An 18146-nucleotide genomic window follows, 5' to 3' on the forward strand; every position below is an offset into this window, starting at 1 on the left:
TTCAATGGCTTCCGTCACATTCCGCAATATCAAGAAATCATTCGGCAAGACCGACATCCTCAAGGGCCTGGGCTTCGAGATCACGGACGGCGAGTTCGTCGTGCTGGTCGGCCCCTCGGGCTGCGGCAAGTCCACGTTGCTGCGCATGCTTGCGGGCCTGGAGGACATCACCGGCGGCGAGATCCTCATCGATGGCAAGGTCGTCAACGAGCTGGAGTCGAAGGACCGCGACATCGCGATGGTGTTCCAGAGCTATGCGTTGTATCCGCACATGACGGTCGGTGAAAACATGGCCTTCAGCCTGCGCCTGCGCGATGCGGACAAGGGCGTCACGGCCGAGCGCGTCGAGAAGGCCGCGAAGATCCTGAACCTCGACAAGTTGCTCGGTCGCTACCCGCGTGAGCTCTCGGGCGGCCAGCGGCAGCGCGTGGCCATGGGGCGCGCGATCGTGCGCGATCCGAAGGTGTTCCTGTTCGACGAGCCGCTGTCCAACCTCGACGCGAAGCTGCGCGTGGCCATGCGTGCCGAGATCAAGGCGCTGCACCAGCGCCTGAAGACCACCACCGTCTATGTGACGCATGACCAGATCGAGGCCATGACCATGGCCGACCGCATCGTGGTCATGCACGACGGCATCATCGAACAAATCGGCACGCCGCTGGAACTGTTCGATCGGCCGGGCAACCTGTTCGTGGCGCAGTTCATCGGCTCGCCGTCGATGAACGTGCTGGCGGGCACGGCGCGCAAGGTCGAGGGCAGTTTCTGGGTCGAGGCGCAGGGTGCTTACTGGCCGTTGCCGGATGGCGCGAAGGTCACGGACGGCCAGTCGGTGCACTACGGCGTGCGGCCCACCGACCTGGTGCTGGCGCCCGCCAACCAAGGCATCCCGGCGCAGGTGGTCGTGGTGGAACCCACCGGCGCGGAGACAGAACTGCTGGTGCAGGTGGGGCAGGAGAAGCTGGTGCTGGTGATGCACGGCCGCACGGACGTGGGGCCGGACGACACGGTCTACCTGGCGCTCGATCCGGCCAATGCGCACGTGTTCGACGGCGCCAGCGGCCTGCGCCTCGATTGAAGGGCTCGACGACATGACCGCATTCACCAAAGTCATCCTCTTCACCGACACGGACGGCAAGGCGCGCTTTCGGGAGGAGGCCATTGAACTCGGCGAGGGCACGGCGGCTTCGCAGCTGTCGCAACTCTTTCCGTCGCAGGGCTACCAGTTGCGCCACAGCCCGGTGGGTTTTCGCAGCCAGTTCCACTGCACCGTGACGCCGCAATGGGTGTTGATCCTGCAAGGGCAGATGGAGATCGGCCTGCAAGGCGGCGTATCGCGCGTCTTCAAGGCCGGCGAGCATTTCTATTCGGACGACAAGCTGCCCGAAGGCGCGACCTTCGACGCGACGGTGCACGGCCACTGGAGCCGCCAGGTCGGCGACGAGCCGCTGGTGACGATGTTCGTCCGGAGCTGATCGATCAAGGAGAAAGGCCATGGCACGCTTGTCCGCCAGTGAGATCGCCCAGTACGGCGCGGAAGGCTATGTGATCCCGCAGTTCCGCCTGCCGGCTGATCGCGTGACGCAGATGCGCGAGGCGCTCGATGCGCTGATTCGCGACAACCCCGGCGTGCGGCCGGAGAAGCTGGTCTCCGCGCACATCGAAGGCGACAACGGCGAGGGCGTGCGCGGCAGCCGCTCCTTCCTCGACCTCGCGATGGACCCGGAGATCGTCGAGCTCGTCTCCGGCGTGATCGGCGAGGACGTGATCCTCTGGGGCTGCCATGTGTTCTGCAAGCCGCCGTCCGAGGGCTTCGAGACGCCGTGGCACCAGGACGGCCACTACTGGCCGATTCGCCCGCTCGCCAATTGCACGGTGTGGGTCGCGCTGGAGGAGTCGACGGTCGAGAACGGCTGCCTGCGCGTGATCCCGCGTTCGCATATCGGCGAGGTGCTGCACCCGCACCTGCATGAAGACCGCACCGATCTCACGTTGAACCAGCGCATGGCCGAAGGCGCCTTCGACGAAGCCGACGCGGTCGACCTCGAGTTGCAACCGGGCCAGATGTCACTGCATGACGTCTACATGATCCACGGCGCCAAGGCCAACACGTCGACCAAGCGCCGCACGGGCGTGGCCTTGCGCTACATGCCAGCCACGTCGGTGTTCGAGCGGGACCTGCGCCCGTCGGATGGCAAGACCGGCGTGGCTGTCAATTTTGGGCAGCGACCGTTGTGGCTGTTGAAGGGCGTGGACCGCAGCGGGCGCAACGACTTCGAGATCGGACACCATCGTCGCGTCGCCGCTGGCTGAAGCACGCTTGCCACCACCGTTGAGCGGGCACGACCGAAGTGAAGTTCGCGACCGTTCGAAAGTACGCGATGGCGCTGCCGGAAGTCACCGAGGAGCCGCACCATCACTTCGGCTCATTCCGCGTGCGAGGCAAGATCTTTGTCACGACCCCGCCCGAGCAAGCGCACATTCACGTCTTCGTGTCGGAACAACAGCGAGAACAAGCGCTGGCGATGTACCCGGAATTCGTCGAGAAATTGCTTTGGGGCAGCAAGGTGGTTGGCGTCAGGGTGACGCTGGCCTTGGCAGATACCGCTGTCGTCAAGCTGCTGATCCGCCAGGCCTGGAAGAACAAGGCGCTTAAGGCACTGCTCGACCCAGTTCCCTGAGGACCTGTCGAGCCGGAGCCCTTCCATCGATTCGGGCCTGCCTCAGTCGAAGTTCAGGATCACCTTCATCGCCTGGGACCGATCGGCCGCCAGCGCAAACGCACGGGCCGAATCGCGATACGACAGCGTGGCCGAGATCAGCGGCTTTACGTCGACCAGGCCCTTGTTGAGCAGTTCCACCGCGACCGCGAATTCCTCGTGGAAGCGGAAGGTGCCGCGCAGGTCGAACTCCTTGGCGACGATGGTGTTGATCGGCAGCGTGAACTCGCCGCCCAGGCCCATCTGCACGATGATGCCGCGCGGGCGCAGTGCGTCGAATGCACCGACCAGGGCGCGGGCATTGCCGCTGGCTTCGAAGAGCACGTCGAAGCTGCCTTTGTCGGCGGTGAAGCGGGCCAGGCCTTGCGGGTCTTCGGCGACGTTCACGACTTCATCGGCGCCGACCTTGAGCGCCTTCCCCAGCGTATGCGCGCCAACGTCGGTGCCGACGATGTGGGTCGCACCCGCACGCCGCGCCGCGATGATCGCCAGCGCACCGATCGGGCCGCAGCCCGTGACCAGCACGCGCTTGCCGAGCAGCGGTCCCGCGCGCCGCACCGCATGCAGCGCCACCGCAAAGGGCTCGGCCATCGAGCCTTCGCCATCGCTCACCGAATCGGCCAGCAGATGCGCCTGGTGCTGCTCCACCACGATCTGCTGGCGGAAGGCCCCCTGCACGTGCGGCGTGCGCATCGCGCTGCCGTAGTAGCGCATGTCGAGGCAATGGTTCTGCAAGCCTTCCTGGCAATATTTGCAAAGACCGCAGGGCCGGCTCGGGCTGATCGCGATGCGGTCACCCGGCTTGTACTTCGTGACTTGGGCGCCGACGGCTTCGATCATGCCGGCCACTTCATGGCCCAGCACCATCGGCTCCTTGATGCGGACGGTGCCGAAGCCGCCGTGCTGGTAGTAGTGCAGGTCGGAGCCGCAGATGCCGCCGCAGCGCACGCGCACTTGCAGCTGATCGGGGCCGAGCTCGGCGGTTTCGTATTGCTCGACGCGCAGGTCGCCGGGGGCGTGGATGACGAGGGCTTCCATGGTGCTGTGTGCCTTGATCGGTTCAGAGTTGAGCGGTCACGCCGCCGTCGACATAGAGGATGTGGCCGTTGACGAAGTTCGACGCGTCGCTGGAGAGGAACACTCCGGCGCCCACGAGGTCTTCCACGTCGCCCCAGCGGCGCGAGGGCGTGCGGCCGATCAGCCAGGCAGAGAACTCCGCGTTCTTGACCAGCGCATCGTTGAGCTCGGTCTTGAAGTAACCCGGGCCGATGCCGTTGACCTGGATGCCGTACTGGCCCCAGTCGATGGCCATGCCCTTGGTCAGCATCTTCAGGGCGCCCTTGGTGGCCGCATAAGGCGCGATGCCGGGGCGGCCCAGTTCGCTCTGCACAGAACAGATGTTGATGATCTTGCCGCGCTTGCGCGGGATCATGCGCTTGGCGACTGCCTGGCCGACGAGGAACACGCTGTCGAGATTGGTCTTGATGATCTCGTGCCAGTGCGCTTCTTCGAACTGGTCGAGCGGGTTGCGGCGCTGCATGCCGGCGTTGTTGATGAGGATGTCGATGGGGCCGGTCTCGGTCTCGATCTTCTCGATGGCGGCGTTGACGGCTTCACCCGAGGTCACGTCGAAGGCGGAAGTGACGACCTGCGCGCCTTCGGCACGCAGCGCTTCGGCAGAGGCTTCGAGCTTCGCCGCGTTGCGCGCATTCAGCACGATGCGCGCACCGGCGCCGGCCAGGCCGCGCGCCAGCGCCAAGCCGATGCCGGCGCTGGAGCCGGTGATGAGCGCGGTGCGCCCGGTGAGGTCGAAGCTCTTGAGGACGGGGTTCAAACGGTACTCCTGGAATCGGTGGCTTGCTGGGTCAACACCTGCGGGTTGACGGGCGTGGGCGGCTGGCCGGAGCGCGGGCCGAAGCCGAGCGCGGCGATCAGATTGTCGATGGTCAGGGCCGCCATGGCTCGGCGCGTTTGTACTGATGCGCTGCCGATGTGGGGTGTGAGCAGGGCATTCGGCAAGCCGATCAAACCAGGGTGGATGGAAGGCTCGCCTTCGAACACGTCGAGGCCCGCAGCGGCGATCGTGCCGGCGCGCAGGGCGTCGGCCAGCGCGGCGTCATCGACGATGCCGCCGCGTGCGATGTTGGTCAGCGTGGCCGATGGCTTCATCTGCGCCAGCTCGGCCGCGCCGATCGTGTGGTGCGATTCGGGCGAGTAGGGCAGCACCAGGATCAGGTGATCCGCTTCCTTCAGCAAGGTCGCCTTGTCGACGTACCTTGCGCCGGATTCGGCCTCGGCATCGGCGGAGAGGCGGGAGCGGTTGTGATAGATCACCTTCATGCCGAAGCCGAGCGCCCCGCGCCGCGCGATGGCACGGCCGATGCGGCCCATGCCCAGGATGCCCAACGTCGAACCGTGTACGTCGCCGCCCACGAACATGTCGAAGATGCCGGTCTTCGTCCATTCCTTGCGCCGCACGAAGTCCTGCGACTCGGCAATGCGCCGGGCCGTGGCCATCATCAGCGCGAAGCCGTAGTCGGCGGTGGTCTCGGTCAGGACGTCGGGCGTGTTGGTGACCAGCACGCCGCGTGCGGTGCAAGCCGCCACGTCGACGTTGTTGTAGCCCACGCCGACGTTGCAGACCGCCTTGAGCTGCGGGCAGGCGTCGAGCAGCGCGGCGTCGATGCGCTCGCTGCCGGTGCTCATCACGCCCTGCTTGCCTTGCAGGCGCTGGCGCAGTTCGGCGGGGCTCCAGATGGTGTCCGAGGGGTTGTCCTCGACGTCGAAGTAGAGGTGCAGGCGGTCGGCGATGTCGGGGAAGGTGGCACGGGTGGCCAGGACGGATGGGCGCAAGATGTCTCCGGGGTGGTTCGAGGCGAAGGCGCCACCTTACGCACCGCGCCGGTGCGCAACAAGACGAGTTCGGTCTGATCCCATCCGGAATGCTTATGCCGGGCCGCGATCACGCGCCGCCATCAGCGAATGCGAACGCCGTAGAACAAAGGCGTCTTGGCCGCCACGGCCGGAAAAGCCTACCGTTCGTTCCATTGCAACGCAGAGGAACCCCAGTGACCGCATCCCGGATTTCGTCGCGCATCCGTCGCATCAAGCCATCCCCGAGCGCAGCGGCGGCCGAGCGCTTCGCCGCACTGCGTCGCGAAGGCCGAGACATCATCAACCTGGCCATCGGCGAGCCCGATTTCGACACGCCGGCGCACATCCGCCAGGCCGGCTGCGACGCGATCGAGCGTGGCGAGACGCGCTACACGCCTGTGGCCGGCACGCTCGCGCTGCGCCAGGCCATCGCGGCCAAGCTGAAGCGCGAGAACGGCCTGGACTATTCGCCGCGCGACATCATCGTGACCTGCGGCGCCAAGCATGCGCTGTTCAATGCGCTGTCGGTGACGGTGGAAGAGGGCATGGAAGTCATCATCCCGGCGCCTTTCTGGGTGTCCTACCCCGACATGGTGCTGGCCTGCGACGGCACGCCCGTCATCGTCCAATGCCGCGAGGAAGACGACTTCCGCCTCACGCCCGAGGCGCTGGAAGCCGCAATCACGCCAAAGACGCGCTGGCTGGTCTTCAACTCGCCGACCAACCCGACCGGCACCACCTACACGCCGGCCCAGTTGCGCGCTCTGGCCGATGTACTCATGCGCCACCCGCAGGTGATGGTGCTGACCGATGACATCTACGAGCACATCCGCTTCGACGACGTGGAGGCGCAACATTTGCTCGTGATCGAGCCGGCGCTGCGGGATCGCACGCTGCTGGTCAACGGCGTCTCCAAGACCTATGCGATGACCGGCTGGCGCATCGGCTATGCGGCCGGGCCGGAAGACATCATCGGCGCGCTGGACATGCTGCAGTCGCAGTCCACCAGCGGCGTGTCGTCCATGAGCCAGGCGGCAGCGGTGGTCGCGCTCAATTCGGCGCCGACCTTCCTGCCCGAATGGGTCGCGACGTACCGGAAGCGGCGCGACACGGCGGTGCGCCTGCTGAACGAAATCCCCGGCATCCGTGCCCGCGCACCGGGTGGCGCCTTCTACCTCTATCCGCACTGCGGCGGCCTGATCGGCAAGCGCACGCCCGCGGGCAAGGTGCTGGAGACCGACAACGACGTCGTCATCCATTTCCTGGAGGCGGGCGGCGTCATGGTGCTGGCCGGCACGGCCTATGGCCTGTCGCCCTACTTCCGCATGTCGACCGCCACCAGCGTCGAGCAGATCGAGGAAGGCTGTCGGCGCATCGCGGCGGCCGTGGCAGAGCTTTCGTAGGCCCCATCAGGAATGGCGATGCCCGAAGCCGGATTCCGTATTGGCCCTTTCGCCGCGCCGTTCCTACCATTCATTCACAACCCCACCATTCACCTGCAATCGACCGGAGAAATGCGATGAGCTGTATTCCCACGACCCCCACCCTTGGCGCGGCTGCACGGGGCGCCGCTGTTGCGCTTCTGGGCCTGTGTGCCTTCTCGTATGCCGCGGCGCAGGCGGGCGACCCCATCAAGATCGGCATCATCAGCCCGATGAGCGGCCCGAACGCGCGCTACGGCGCCTTCGCGAACAAGGGTGCGGCGCTGGCAGCCAGCGAGATCAACGCTGCCGGCGGCCTGCTCGGACGCAAGGTGCAACTGGTGAGCGGTGACAGCCAATGCGTGCCGTCCGAAGGCGTCGCGGCCACGCAGCGCATGATCAGCCTGGAGAAGACGCCGATCATCATCGGCGACATCTGCAGCTCGGTGACGCTGGCGATGCAGCCGCTCGCCGAAGAGTCGAAGGTGCTGCTCGTCAATGCCGCATCGTCCAACCCCGACATCACCTACAAGGCCGGCGTCGGCGGCTTCAAGTGGACCTTCCGCAACTACCCGACCGATGAAGTGCGCGCAGCGACCGTGCTGGAGTATTCGGTCAAGAACAAGGGCTTCAAGAAGTTCGCCGTGCTGTCGGTGGACAGCGACTACGGCCGCGGCGCCATCAAGTTCACCAAGCGCTACCTGCCGAAGTACGAAGGCGCCGAGATCCTCAGCGAGGACTACTACAAGGATTCCGAGACCGACTTCCGCACGGTGCTCAGCAAGATCCGCCGCTCGGGCGCGCAGGCCATCATCCTCTACGGCCAGGCCGACACCACGCCGATCATCGCGCGGCAGATGCTGGAGCTGGGCCTGGCCGGCAAGATCGCGCTGGTCGGCAACGGCGAGTTCAACACCAAGGACACCATCGCCGCGGCGCCCAAGGTCATGAACGGCGCGGTCGAGGCAGCGGCCTGGCTACCGGAAGTGCCGGCGCCGCGCAGCCTGAAGTTCGTCGAGGACTACAAGAAGGCCAATGGCGGCGAGATGCCCAACAACCATGCCTACACGCACTACGACACCTTGCAGCTGATCGCGCAGGCGATCCGCAATGCGAAGAGCGCGAAGGGCGAAGACGTGCGCAACACGCTGGCCGGCATCAAGTACGAGAGCCCGATGGGCAGCGTGACCTTCGACGACCACAACCAGGCCGTGCTGCCGATGGCGCTGGTCGAGATCGTCGATGCCAAGCCGGTCATCAAGGGAATGATCACCACCAAGGTGGACTACGGGACCAGCGCCAAGTAAGGCGCAAGAACCTCCTCCAAGGACATCCACAGTGGACTCCTTCATCCTCGAGCAGATCGTCAACGGCATCATCACCGGGTCGATGTACGCCCTGGTCGCTGCCGGCATGACGATGATCTTCGGCGTGCTGCGCGCCATCAATTTCGCGCACGGCGAATACTACATGCTGGGCACCTTCGCGGCCTGGTGGGTGATGAGCCACCTGACCAGCGAATACAGCCTGGCGATCATCGGGGGCGTCGCGATCGTCAGCGTGATCGCGGTGGTCATCGGTCGTGCCGTCATGCAGCGGCTCGTCGGCCAGCCCTTCCAGGCCGGTGTGCTGGCCACGCTGGGCCTGTCGCTGATCCTGCAGAACGTCGTGATCCTCGCCTTTGGCGGCGGCTACAAGGTGTTCTCGGGCGGCTGGATCGAGCCGATCGAGCTGGGCGACTTCGGCATGTCGCAGCAACGCGTGATCCTGGTCGGCGTCACCGTCGTGGTGTTCGTCGCGCTCGAATGGATGGTGCGCAGCACGCGTCTGGGCCGTTCGATCCGTGCCGTGTCGCAGAACATCGAGTGCTGCCAGGTCAACGGCATCGACGTCGAGCAGGTGGTGCGCAAGACCTTCCTGATCGGCGTGGCGATCGCGGCGCTGTCGGGGATCCTCACCGGCCCCATCAACGTGAGCATCTACGGTGGCATGGGTGAGTCGATCACGCTGAAGACCTTCGCCGTGATCGTCATGGGCGGCATGGGCAACGTGCGCGGCACGCTCATCGCGGGCTTGCTGCTCGGCGTCGTGGAAAGCCTGGTCGCGGGCTACATCGGCCTGCAGTACCGCGACTCCGTCGGCTTCATCGCCTTGCTCCTGATGCTGATGCTGCGGCCGCACGGCCTGTTCAGCAGCAAGGCCAGGTTCTGACAACAAATCCCATGCAACAGGCCATCATGTCAACCACCACGCTGGACACTCCCCGCCTGCCCGCCGCGCGGCTGGCCACGGTCAACTGGAGCGCTTGCGCCCTGGGCCTGGCCGCGCTGCTCGCCGCGCCGCTCTTCCTGGGCGACTACTACCTGCACGCCATGGTGCTGGCGATGATCTTCCTCCTGCCCGCGCTGGGCCTGAACCTGATCCTCGGCTACACCGGCATGCTCTCGCTCGCACAGGGCGTCTTCTTCGGCTTTGGCGCCTATGTTTCAGCGCTGATGTCGATCCACTTCGGCACCTCGTTCATCGTGAACCTGGTGGTGGCGGGGCTGGCAGCCGGGCTCATTGCCTTGCCGCTCGGCATCCCGGCGCTGCGGCTGCGCGACACCTCCTTCGTGATGTGTACGCTAGGCCTGGTCGTGATCGCGCAGATGGTGTCGAAGAACTGGGTCGACCTGACGCGCGGCGACATGGGGCTCTCCGGTGTGCCGCGTCCGCGGATCGGCTTCGGCGACTGGGCCTTCACCGTCGTCCAGGCGCCGGAGTACTTCTACCTCGCGCTGGTGATTGCCGCGCTCGCGGTGCTGGGCTTCGTGGCGCTGATCCGCTCGCCGGCCGGCCGCTGCATGGTGGCCATCCGCGACAACGAGCGCCTGGCCGAATCGCTCGGCGTGCCGACCTGGACCTACAAGCTGCTGGTGTTCATGCTGAGCGCAGTGTTCGCCGGCCTCGGCGGCAGCCTCTACGCCCACTTCTCCACGGTGGTGAGCCCGCTGGTGTTCCAGGCCTACTATTCCAACACCATCCTCATCATCGTGCTGGGTGGCGGCGTCGGCAAGATCCCGGGTGCGGTCATCGGCAGCTTCGTCTTCGTCGCGGTGTCGGAAGCGCTGCGCATCACGCCAGAACTGCGCATGGTGATCTACGGCATCGTGCTGCTTGGCCTGGTGTTCGTGTTCCCGCAAGGGCTGGCGCCATTGTTCGAACGCTTTGCGGCACGCATCGCCGGCATCGGCAGCGACAAGGAGGTGGCGAAATGACTGCCGATACATCCATGCTGCGCATCGAAGGCCTGCGCAAGAACTACGGAGCGGTGGCGGCCCTGCAAGGCGTCGACATCGAAGTGCGTCGCGGCGAGGTGATGGGCCTGATCGGCCCCAACGGCTCCGGCAAGTCGACGCTGTTCGACTGCTGCACCGGCCTGCAAAAAAGCGACGCCGGCCGCGTGCTGCTCAAGGGCGTCGACATCACCGACTGGCCCATGAACCGCATCGCCCGCGAAGGCCGCTTCCTGCGCAGCTTCCAGAAGACGGTGGTCTTCCCGACGCTGGACTGCGAGGAGAACCTGGTGCTGGCGGGCCAGATGTCGAGCTTTCCGAATGTGCTGTCGACCTTCTGGATCGGGCCTTCTGCCAAGCGCCGCGTGATTGCCTTGCGCAAGCGGGCCAAGGAACTGATCGAGATCACGGGGCTCTCGCGCGTGGCGCACCTGCCGGCGGGCAACATGTCCGGCGGCCAGCAGAAGCTGCTCCAGTTCGCCTCCATGCTGATGCCCGAGCCGGAACTGATCCTGCTGGACGAGCCGCTGGCCGGCATCAACCCGATCCTCATCGAGAAGGTGATCCAGAGCATCGAGCATGCGAACCGCGAACTGGGCGTGACCTTCGTCGTGATCGAACACAACACCGACGTGCTGATGAACCTCAGCCATCGCGTGGTGGTGCTGCACCAGGGCGCCAAGCTGGCGGACGACACGCCCGAGGCCGTGGTGAAGAACCCCGAAGTCATCGAAGCCTATCTCGGCGGCTGAACACGGAGCCCACCATGGAACTCGAAATCGACAATCTCTATGCCGGCTACGGCCACCTGGACATCCTGCACGGTGTGGACCTGAAGATCCGCCACGGCGAATTCGTGACGCTGCTCGGGCCCAACGGGGCCGGCAAGTCGACGCTGCTGAAGTCGCTCTTCGGCATGACCACCCACAAGGGCGGCGCGATCCGCTGGAAGGGCAAGGACATCGCCGGCCTCAAGCCGCAGGCCATGCTCGGCCACGGCATCGCCTACGTGCCGCAGGGCCGCTGCAACTTCCAGCTCATGACCATCGACGAGAACCTGGAGATGGCGGCCTACACGATCAAGGACGGCGACCTCAAGGGCGAGCGCGACTACGTCTACGACCTGTTCCCGATCCTCCAGAAGCGCCGCAACGAGCTGGCCGGGAACATGTCGGGCGGCGAGCAACAATTGCTCGAGATGGCCATGGCCGTGCTGCGCCGGCCGGAGATCCTGCTGGTCGATGAACCCTCGGTCGGCCTCTCGCCGCAGGCCATCACGCTGGTCTTCAATGAACTCAAGCGCCTGCACAAGGGCGGCCGCACGATCCTGCTGGTCGAGCAGAACACCCGCAAGGCGATGGAGGCGGCCGAACGCGCCGTGGTCCTTCGCCTGGGCAAGGTGATCTGGGACAGCCCCTGCAGCGAGCTGAGCAACGCCGACCTGGGCGAACTGTTCATGACAGGCCGCCGCGCAACCGACACCGCCACCGCCTGAAGTCCAGGCAACTCAACCGAACACTTAGGAGCTGAAAAGCATGAAACTGGCATTCGACACAGGTGGCACGTTCACCGACTTCGCCATGACCGAGGACGACGGCACCATCCTGCTGCACAAGGTCCTGAGCACGCCGGACGCGCCTGCGCGTGCGGTGCTGCAGGGGGTGGATGAATTGCTCGCCAAGGTGCGTGCGAAGAACGCGAGCAAGGCCAAGTCCAACGGCGCACTGCAGATTCTTGGCGCCACCACGGTGGTCACCAACGCGGTACTGGAGCGCCGTGGCGTGCACACCGCCTTCATCACCACCGACGGCTTCCAGGACATGCTGCGCATTCGCACCGAAGGCCGCTACGACCTGTACGACCTGCGCATCCAGTACCCGGCCCCGCTGGTGTCGCGCGAGCTGTGCTTTGGTGTGGAGGAGCGCATCGCCGCCGATGGCACCATCATCAAGGCGCTGGACGAGGAGGGCGTGCGCGCCATCGCCCGCACGCTGCTCGAACGCAAGGTCGAGTCGGTTGCGGTGTGCCTGCTGCATGCTTACAAGTACGCGCAGCACGAGCGGCGCGTGGCCGAGCTGATCGCCGAAGTGGCGCCGAACATCTCGGTGTCGCTGTCGTCGACGGTGTGCCCCGAGGTGCGTGAATACGACCGGGCCTCCACCACCGTCGTCAATGCCTACACGCGGCCGATGATGGTCGGCCATGTGAACCACCTGGAGCGCGAGTTGTCGCAGCGTGGCGTCGAAGGGCAGTTGCTGTGGATGACTTCCAGCGGCGGCGTGGTGCCCAGTTCGTCGGCCTCGCGCACGCCGGTGCGTCTCATCGAATCAGGGCCGGCTGCAGGCGCCGTGGCCGCAGCCGACTATGCGCGCCAGGCCGGCGAGCAAAGCGTGCTGTCCTTCGACATGGGCGGCACGACGGCCAAGCTGTGCCTGATCCCGAACGGCCAGCCGATGGTGGCGAACGATCTCGAAGTAGCGCGCCACGAGCGCTTCCGCAAGGGCAGCGGCTTTCCGCTGAAGATCCAGTCGATCCACATGATCGAGATCGGCGCCGGTGGCGGCAGCATCGCGGCGCGCAACAAGATGGGGCTGCTGAGCGTCGGCCCGCGCAGCGCGGCGGCGGCGCCCGGACCGGCCTGCTACGGCCGCGGCGGCACCGAGCCGACCGTGACGGATGCGGATTTGCTGCTCGGCTACCTCGACGAGAAGTCCTTCCTCGGCGGCGATTTTGCGCTCGACCGCCCGGCCGCCGCTGCGGCGATGGAGCGCCTCGCCAAGGACCTGGGCATCAGCGCCGAGCGCGCCGCCTGGGGCATCCACGACATGGTCAATGAAAGCATGGCCGAGGCCGCCTCGATGCAGGCGACCGACAGCGGCGTCGACCCGCGTGCCCTGCCGCTGATCGCCTTCGGCGGTGCGGGTCCGGTGCATGCCTATGGCGTGGCGCGCAAGCTCGGCATCCGCAAGGTGATCTGCCCGCTGGGCGCGGGGGTCACCTCGGCGATCGGACTGCTCGGCGCGCCGGTGGCAGCCGACCTGTCGACCAGCTTGCCGATGCGCCTGTCGGCCTGGAATCCGAGCGCGGTGAACGTGGTCAAGACCAGCCTGGCCAACCAGGGCCGCGAAGTGGTGCTGGCCAGCAAGGTGCCGGCGGACCGCATCAGCTTCTCGTACACGGTCGACATGCGCCATGTGGGGCAGGGCTACGAGATCTCGGTTGCGTTGCCCGACATCGACCCGGCCGACCCAGCCTTCCTGCCGGAGCTGCTGTCGCGCTTCCATGCGAACTACGTCGCGCTGTATGGCCGGGCCGTGAGCGGCACCGATGCCGAGATCATCACCTGGCGCATCCGTGCCAGCGGCCCGAAGGCTGCTGTCTCACTCGCCAACCTGCGCGGCGAAGCCGGCGCGGTGCGTGACCCGCGCAAGGGCACGCGCCCGGTGTTTTTCTCCGAACTCGGCAAGACCGTCGACACGCCCGTCTATGACCACTACGCGCTGCTGCCCGGCGTGCCCGTCGAAGGCCCCGCCATCATCGAGCAGCGGGAGTCCACCGTCGTCATGGGCCCCAACGCGAGCGCGTCGCTCGATGCCCAGCACAACCTCATCATGCTTCTGAACTGAAGGTCACACGTCATGTCCATGCTCAAGCCCGACTTCAACGACCCGATCACGCTGCAAGTGATGTGGGACCGCCTGGTGTTCATTGCCGACCAGGCCGACAGCGCCCTCGGCCGCACTGCCTTCTCGCCGATCGTGCGCGAGAACCACGACTACGTGAACGTTTTGCTCGATGCCAAGGGCCGCGCGCTGGCGCAGTGCACCTGGTCGATCCCGGTGTTCATCACCACGTTGCCGATGGCCGCGCAGAACTATTTCCTGCCGGCCTTCCCGCCCGAGTCGCTGGAGTCGGGCGACGTGCTCGCGACCAACGACCCGATCATCGGCACCGGCCACCTGCCGGACATGGTGATGCTCACGCCCATGTTCCGCAACGGCAAGATCGTCGCCTACGCGGGCAGCATCGCCCACCTGCCCGACATCGGCGGACGTCCGCAGTCGCCCGACTCGACCGACATGTTCGAGGAGGGCATCCGCATCCCGATGCTCAAGCTGTTCAAGGCCGGGCAGCCGAACACCGACGTGTTCTCTGTCATCGAGGCCAGCGTGCGCCTGCCGCATGAAGTGCGCGGTGACATCCAGAGCATGGTGGCGGCCAACGAGGTGATGTGCCGCGAGTTCATGCGCTTCATGGACGAGTACGGGCTGGACGATTGCGAAGGCTTGGGCGAAGCGATCTTCAGCCGTTCCGAGCGCCACATGCGCCAAGCCATTGCGGCCTGGCCCAACGGCAGCTACAAGGCCGACATGACCATCGACGGCTTCGAGACCGAGGTCAAGCTGTGCGTCAACGTCGAGGTGGGTGACGACTCGATCCATGTCGACTACACCGGCACCTCGCCCGAGGTGGCGCGCGGCATCAACGTGGTGCCGCATTACCGGGTGGCGCACAGCGTGTATGCGCTCAAGTGCCTGCTGGACCCGGACACGCCCAACAACGAAGGCTGCATGGTGGCGTTGACCGACTCCGCGCCGGAGGGCTCCATCCTCAACCCGCGACCCCATGCGGCCGGTGCGGCGCGCAACCTGGTCGGCCACTGCATTCCCAGCCTGATCTTCAAGGCCTTGCAGGACGTGGTACCGCACGGCGCCATGGGCGACAGCGGCGGCGCGCCGATCTGGGGCATCAATTGCCAGGGCCAGCGTTCCGACGGCACGGCGTATGGCAGCGCGCAGAACTTCCACGGTGGCCAAGGCGGTCGCTCGTCGATGGACGGCCTCGACACGCTGAGCTTCCCGTCGAACTGCCGCGTGACGCCGATCGAGATGTACGAGCTGGCGGTGCCGGTGCTGACCGAATGCAAGGAGTTGATCCCCGACTCGGGCGGGCCGGGCAAGTACCGCGGCGGCCTGGGCCAGCGCGGCGTGATCCGCAACCTGTCGGACCGCGAGATGAACATCTACCTCAGCACCGAGCATGTGAAGTACCCCTGCCTCGGCGTGCTGGGTGGGCAGGCTGGTCGCAACGGCGCGGTGCTGCATGACGGCAAGGCGGTGTTCGCCAAGGGGCGGCTGGTGTTGGCACCGGGCGAGCGCTTGCAGATCGAACTGCCTGGCGGCGGTGGCTGGGGCGAGGCGCTGGAGCGCCCGCGTGAACTGGTGGAAGACGACTTGCGCCAGGGCCTGGTCAGCACGGAGCGGGCGCGCATCGACTATGGCTACGCGCCCGAGCCTGCGACGGTGGCAGCGCCCGCGGCCAAGCCCGCCGAGGTGCTGGCGTGACGGCTGGCGCGTCGCTGAAGGGGCAGGTCGCGCTCGTGACCGGCGGCGGCTCGGGCATCGGGCGCTCGACGGCCCTGATGCTGGCTGCCGAAGGTGCGCACGTGGTGGTCATGGGGCGGCGCAAGGAACCGCTTGATGCGGTAGTGGCCGAGATCAAGGCGGCGGGCGGTGAAGGTTGGGCGCGACAGGCCGATCTCCAGAGCCGCGAGCAGTTGCAGGAGCTGGTGCGATGGATCGAGGCCGAGGTCGGCCCGGTCGGCATCCTCATCAACAACGCAGGCCTGACGAGCCGCGTGCGCAACATCCGCTGGATCGAGGCGGACGACTGGGAATCGGCGATCTCGGTCAACCTCACTGCTGTCTATGTACTGATCCAGGCGGTGCTGCCCGGCATGCTCGCGGCCGGCGCGGGGACGGTGGTGACGGTGTCGTCGCTGGCGGCCGTGCGGCCCAACCTGCTCGGCGGCGCACCCTACGGTGCGGCCAAGGCAGCGGTGGTCAATCTCATGGGCTTCCTGCACGGCACTTTCCGCAACAACAACATCCGCTCGACGACGATCCTGCCCGGCGAGGTCAACACGCCCATCATGGACACGCGCGTGCGCCCGCCGACGGCGGAGGAACGCGCCGCCATGGTGGCACCCGAGGACGTGGCCCGCGCCATCCTGCTGGCCTGCACGTTGCCGCAGGGCACGACCATCGAACAACTCGTCATCAGCCCCACGCTCGCGCGCGACCAGGGGCCGGATGTCGAGATCAGCCGCTGGTTGGGCGCGCCCGAAGGCACGCCTGGCAAGCCTTGAAACGAGAGACAAAGCAATGAGCACCTCACTCCACCAACGCCTGGCACGCGGCGACTCCGTGCTGATGGTCAACCCCAACCACATCTCGCCAACGCTGTGCGAGAAGCTTGTGCGCTCGGGTGCCGATTCGGTCTTCATCGACTGCGAGCACGGGCTCGCGAGCTACGAGGACATTCACCACATGGCCAAGGCCGCGCGCTATGCGGGTGGCTTCGGCATCGTGCGGCCGCAGAACCAGGAGCGCTCGACCATCACGCGCTGCCTCAATGCCGGCGCGGACGGCGTCATGGTGCCGCTGATCCACACGGCAGAGATCGCGCGGCAGGTGGTGCACACCTTCCGCTATGCCGTGCCGGATGACCATGCGAACAAGCTGCTCGTCGGCATGGTCGAGTCGGTGGAGGCGGTGCGCAATCTCGACGAGATCCTGGCGGTCGAAGGCATCGATGTCTTCTTCGTCGGGCCGGGCGACCTGTCGCAGTCGATGGGTTATTCGCCCGCGGTCGCGCCGGGCAAGCGCCGCGCGCAGCCCGTGCTCGACTTGGTGGACGAGACCTTGCAGCGCATTCGCGCGGCCGGCAAGGTGGCGGGCACGCTGGTCGTGCGGCAGGACGTGGAGCACCTCGTGTCCATGGGGGCGCAGTTGCTCTACTACCATGCCGACCCGTTCGTGGCGGAAGGGGTGAGTGCGATGCGCCAGTTGTCCGCGCCAGCCACGGCCGCGCTCGAAACACACTGAAGGTCAGGCCGGCGCGTCGGGTGCGCGGATGCCGGCGAAGCGTCCCTCGGCGAACAATTCGTCGACCTGCCTGCGCAGGATGGCCAGCACCGCGCTGGCCTGGTCGGACATCGGCAGATGGTCCGTCACGCACAGCGAGATCGTCGCCTGCATTGCCGGCTCGACGATGCGGCGCACGACAGGCCCATTGGCTGCCGACGACACGCCCGCCACCGCGGCCGGCAGGATCGTGGCGCCCAGTCCCGCATCGATCGCCTGCCGCAGCGTGGCCGCCGACTCGATCTCCGCCGTGATGCGCGGCGCGACGCCGATGCGCGCAAATTCGTCGTCGATCAGCCGGCGCAGGAAGTGCATGCGGCTGGGCAGCAGCAGGTCGAAGCCGCCCACCGCGCGCAGCGGGATGGTCTGATCGCCCGATGCGGGCAGCGCGGTGCCGGCCGGCGCCACGAAGAACAGTTCCTCCGTCAGCAGCGGCTGCAATTGCAGGCCCTTGATCGGGCTGCCCGCGTAGATCACGGCCATGTCCATGCGACCCGTCATCACCATCTCGCTGAGCACAAGCCCGAAGTTGTCGTTGATGAACAGGTTGACGTTGGGGCATTCGCGGCGCACGGCCTGTAGCAGCGGCGTCGAGAGGATCGACGCGGTGCTGTAGGTGGCCAGGCCCACCGACACCGGGCCGGCGATGAACCCTGCTTCGCCGGCGGCCATCAGTTCACCCTCGGCTTGCTCCAGATGGTTGAGGATCAACTGCGCATGCCGGTAGAGCGCGGTGCCCGGCCGCGTGGGCGTGACGCCGGCGTTCGAGCGGCTCAGCAGCTTGTGCCGGAAGTGCTCTTCAAGGGAGGCGATGTGCTGGCTCAGCGCCGATTGCGCCAGGCCCAGTTGCTGCGCCGCGGCCGACAGGCTGCGGGCATCCACTGCGGTGACAAAGCTCTTCAAGGTCTTGAAATTCACCGTCATGGTCGCGTG

Annotated in this window: 18 protein-coding genes; 14 read left to right on the top strand and 4 right to left on the bottom strand. The window is 66.4% G+C overall.

What is annotated here, in order from left to right; translation table 11 throughout:
- Positions 1 to 4 precede the first annotated feature (4 nt).
- Genes WKW79_RS11330 through WKW79_RS11345 form a run of 4 tightly spaced genes read left to right on the top strand, consistent with a single transcriptional unit; the run spans position 5 to position 2678 of the window.
- The gene (locus WKW79_RS11330; protein WP_340335252.1) at positions 5 to 1075 is read left to right on the top strand and encodes an ABC transporter ATP-binding protein; all 1071 of its coding nucleotides are present in this window, start codon (positions 5 to 7) and stop codon (positions 1073 to 1075) included.
- Positions 1076 to 1088: 13 nt separating this feature from the next.
- Complete coding sequence (locus WKW79_RS11335) at positions 1089 to 1472, top strand: cupin domain-containing protein (RefSeq protein ID WP_340335253.1); 384 nt, start codon at positions 1089 to 1091, stop codon at positions 1470 to 1472.
- Between the two features lie 19 nt (positions 1473 to 1491).
- Complete coding sequence (locus tag WKW79_RS11340) at positions 1492 to 2310, top strand: phytanoyl-CoA dioxygenase family protein (RefSeq protein ID WP_340335254.1); 819 nt, start codon at positions 1492 to 1494, stop codon at positions 2308 to 2310.
- A gap of 38 nt (positions 2311 to 2348) precedes the next feature.
- Positions 2349 to 2678, top strand: coding sequence for an MmcQ/YjbR family DNA-binding protein (locus WKW79_RS11345; RefSeq protein ID WP_340335255.1), 330 nt, complete (start codon positions 2349 to 2351; stop codon positions 2676 to 2678).
- Positions 2679 to 2720: 42 nt separating this feature from the next.
- Here the strand turns inward: WKW79_RS11345 and WKW79_RS11350 are convergent, their stop codons facing one another.
- Genes WKW79_RS11350 through WKW79_RS11360 form a run of 3 tightly spaced genes read right to left on the bottom strand, consistent with a single transcriptional unit; the run spans position 2721 to position 5570 of the window.
- A complete protein-coding gene (locus WKW79_RS11350) occupies positions 2721 to 3755 on the bottom strand; it encodes an L-idonate 5-dehydrogenase (protein ID WP_340335256.1) in 1035 nt (344 codons plus the stop codon).
- 22 nt (positions 3756 to 3777) lie between these two features.
- Positions 3778 to 4551, bottom strand: coding sequence for an SDR family NAD(P)-dependent oxidoreductase (locus WKW79_RS11355; protein WP_340335257.1), 774 nt, complete (start codon positions 4549 to 4551; stop codon positions 3778 to 3780).
- Positions 4548 to 5570: a 2-hydroxyacid dehydrogenase gene (locus WKW79_RS11360; RefSeq protein WP_340335258.1), complete on the bottom strand. Its 1023-nt coding sequence runs from the start codon at positions 5568 to 5570 to the stop codon at positions 4548 to 4550. The genes WKW79_RS11355 and WKW79_RS11360 overlap by 4 nt, the downstream gene beginning before the upstream one ends.
- Before the next feature lie 215 nt (positions 5571 to 5785).
- Here WKW79_RS11360 and WKW79_RS11365 point away from each other — a divergent pair, with 215 nt between their 5' ends.
- The 10 genes from WKW79_RS11365 (at position 5786) to WKW79_RS11410 (ending at position 17174) form a co-directional block, all read left to right on the top strand.
- Positions 5786 to 6994, top strand: a complete 1209-nt coding sequence (locus WKW79_RS11365) for an aspartate transaminase (protein WP_340335259.1) — start codon at positions 5786 to 5788, stop codon at positions 6992 to 6994.
- Between the two features lie 116 nt (positions 6995 to 7110).
- Positions 7111 to 8319 carry an ABC transporter substrate-binding protein gene (locus WKW79_RS11370; RefSeq protein WP_340335260.1) on the top strand — a complete coding sequence of 403 codons (1209 nt, stop codon included), beginning with the start codon at positions 7111 to 7113 and terminating at the stop codon, positions 8317 to 8319.
- Between the two features lie 31 nt (positions 8320 to 8350).
- Complete coding sequence (locus WKW79_RS11375; protein ID WP_340335261.1) at positions 8351 to 9223, top strand: branched-chain amino acid ABC transporter permease; 873 nt, start codon at positions 8351 to 8353, stop codon at positions 9221 to 9223.
- 26 nt (positions 9224 to 9249) lie between these two features.
- On the top strand, positions 9250 to 10269 hold the full coding sequence (locus tag WKW79_RS11380) for a branched-chain amino acid ABC transporter permease (protein ID WP_340335262.1): 1020 nt from the start codon (positions 9250 to 9252) through the stop codon (positions 10267 to 10269).
- On the top strand, positions 10266 to 11039 hold the full coding sequence (locus WKW79_RS11385) for an ABC transporter ATP-binding protein (RefSeq protein ID WP_340335263.1): 774 nt from the start codon (positions 10266 to 10268) through the stop codon (positions 11037 to 11039). Before WKW79_RS11380 ends, WKW79_RS11385 begins: the two co-directional genes overlap by 4 nt.
- Positions 11040 to 11053: 14 nt before the next feature.
- A complete protein-coding gene (locus tag WKW79_RS11390; RefSeq protein WP_340335264.1) occupies positions 11054 to 11782 on the top strand; it encodes a branched-chain amino acid ABC transporter ATP-binding protein in 729 nt (242 codons plus the stop codon).
- Between the two features lie 40 nt (positions 11783 to 11822).
- On the top strand, positions 11823 to 13913 hold the full coding sequence (locus WKW79_RS11395) for a hydantoinase/oxoprolinase family protein (protein WP_340335265.1): 2091 nt from the start codon (positions 11823 to 11825) through the stop codon (positions 13911 to 13913).
- Positions 13914 to 13925: 12 nt separating this feature from the next.
- Positions 13926 to 15632 carry a hydantoinase B/oxoprolinase family protein gene (locus tag WKW79_RS11400; RefSeq protein ID WP_340335266.1) on the top strand — a complete coding sequence of 569 codons (1707 nt, stop codon included), beginning with the start codon at positions 13926 to 13928 and terminating at the stop codon, positions 15630 to 15632.
- Positions 15629 to 16435, top strand: a complete 807-nt coding sequence (locus WKW79_RS11405) for an SDR family oxidoreductase (protein ID WP_340335267.1) — start codon at positions 15629 to 15631, stop codon at positions 16433 to 16435. The genes WKW79_RS11400 and WKW79_RS11405 overlap by 4 nt, the downstream gene beginning before the upstream one ends.
- A gap of 16 nt (positions 16436 to 16451) precedes the next feature.
- Entirely contained in the window at positions 16452 to 17174 is a 723-nt protein-coding gene (locus tag WKW79_RS11410; RefSeq protein ID WP_340335268.1) for an HpcH/HpaI aldolase family protein, read from the top strand.
- A 3-nt stretch (positions 17175 to 17177) separates the two neighbouring features.
- On the opposite strand, the gene WKW79_RS11415 is transcribed toward WKW79_RS11410, so the two are convergent.
- A complete protein-coding gene (locus tag WKW79_RS11415; protein WP_340335269.1) occupies positions 17178 to 18137 on the bottom strand; it encodes a LysR substrate-binding domain-containing protein in 960 nt (319 codons plus the stop codon).
- Positions 18138 to 18146: the final 9 nt, after the last annotated feature.

The sequence above is a fragment of the Variovorax robiniae genome (assembly GCF_037889955.1).
Lineage (GTDB): Bacteria > Pseudomonadota > Gammaproteobacteria > Burkholderiales > Burkholderiaceae_C > Variovorax > Variovorax robiniae.

Coding starts and splice junctions, on each gene's coding strand:
- WKW79_RS11330 (WP_340335252.1), top strand. CDS start 5: ATGGCTTCCGTCACATTCCGCAATATCAAGAAATCATTCGGCAAGACC.
- WKW79_RS11335 (WP_340335253.1), top strand. CDS start 1,089: ATGACCGCATTCACCAAAGTCATCCTCTTCACCGACACGGACGGCAAG.
- WKW79_RS11340 (WP_340335254.1), top strand. CDS start 1,492: ATGGCACGCTTGTCCGCCAGTGAGATCGCCCAGTACGGCGCGGAAGGC.
- WKW79_RS11350 (WP_340335256.1), bottom strand. CDS start 3,755: ATGGAAGCCCTCGTCATCCACGCCCCCGGCGACCTGCGCGTCGAGCAA.
- WKW79_RS11370 (WP_340335260.1), top strand. CDS start 7,111: ATGAGCTGTATTCCCACGACCCCCACCCTTGGCGCGGCTGCACGGGGC.
- WKW79_RS11380 (WP_340335262.1), top strand. CDS start 9,250: ATGTCAACCACCACGCTGGACACTCCCCGCCTGCCCGCCGCGCGGCTG.
- WKW79_RS11385 (WP_340335263.1), top strand. CDS start 10,266: ATGACTGCCGATACATCCATGCTGCGCATCGAAGGCCTGCGCAAGAAC.
- WKW79_RS11390 (WP_340335264.1), top strand. CDS start 11,054: ATGGAACTCGAAATCGACAATCTCTATGCCGGCTACGGCCACCTGGAC.
- WKW79_RS11395 (WP_340335265.1), top strand. CDS start 11,823: ATGAAACTGGCATTCGACACAGGTGGCACGTTCACCGACTTCGCCATG.
- WKW79_RS11400 (WP_340335266.1), top strand. CDS start 13,926: ATGTCCATGCTCAAGCCCGACTTCAACGACCCGATCACGCTGCAAGTG.
- WKW79_RS11410 (WP_340335268.1), top strand. CDS start 16,452: ATGAGCACCTCACTCCACCAACGCCTGGCACGCGGCGACTCCGTGCTG.
- WKW79_RS11415 (WP_340335269.1), bottom strand. CDS start 18,137: ATGACGGTGAATTTCAAGACCTTGAAGAGCTTTGTCACCGCAGTGGAT.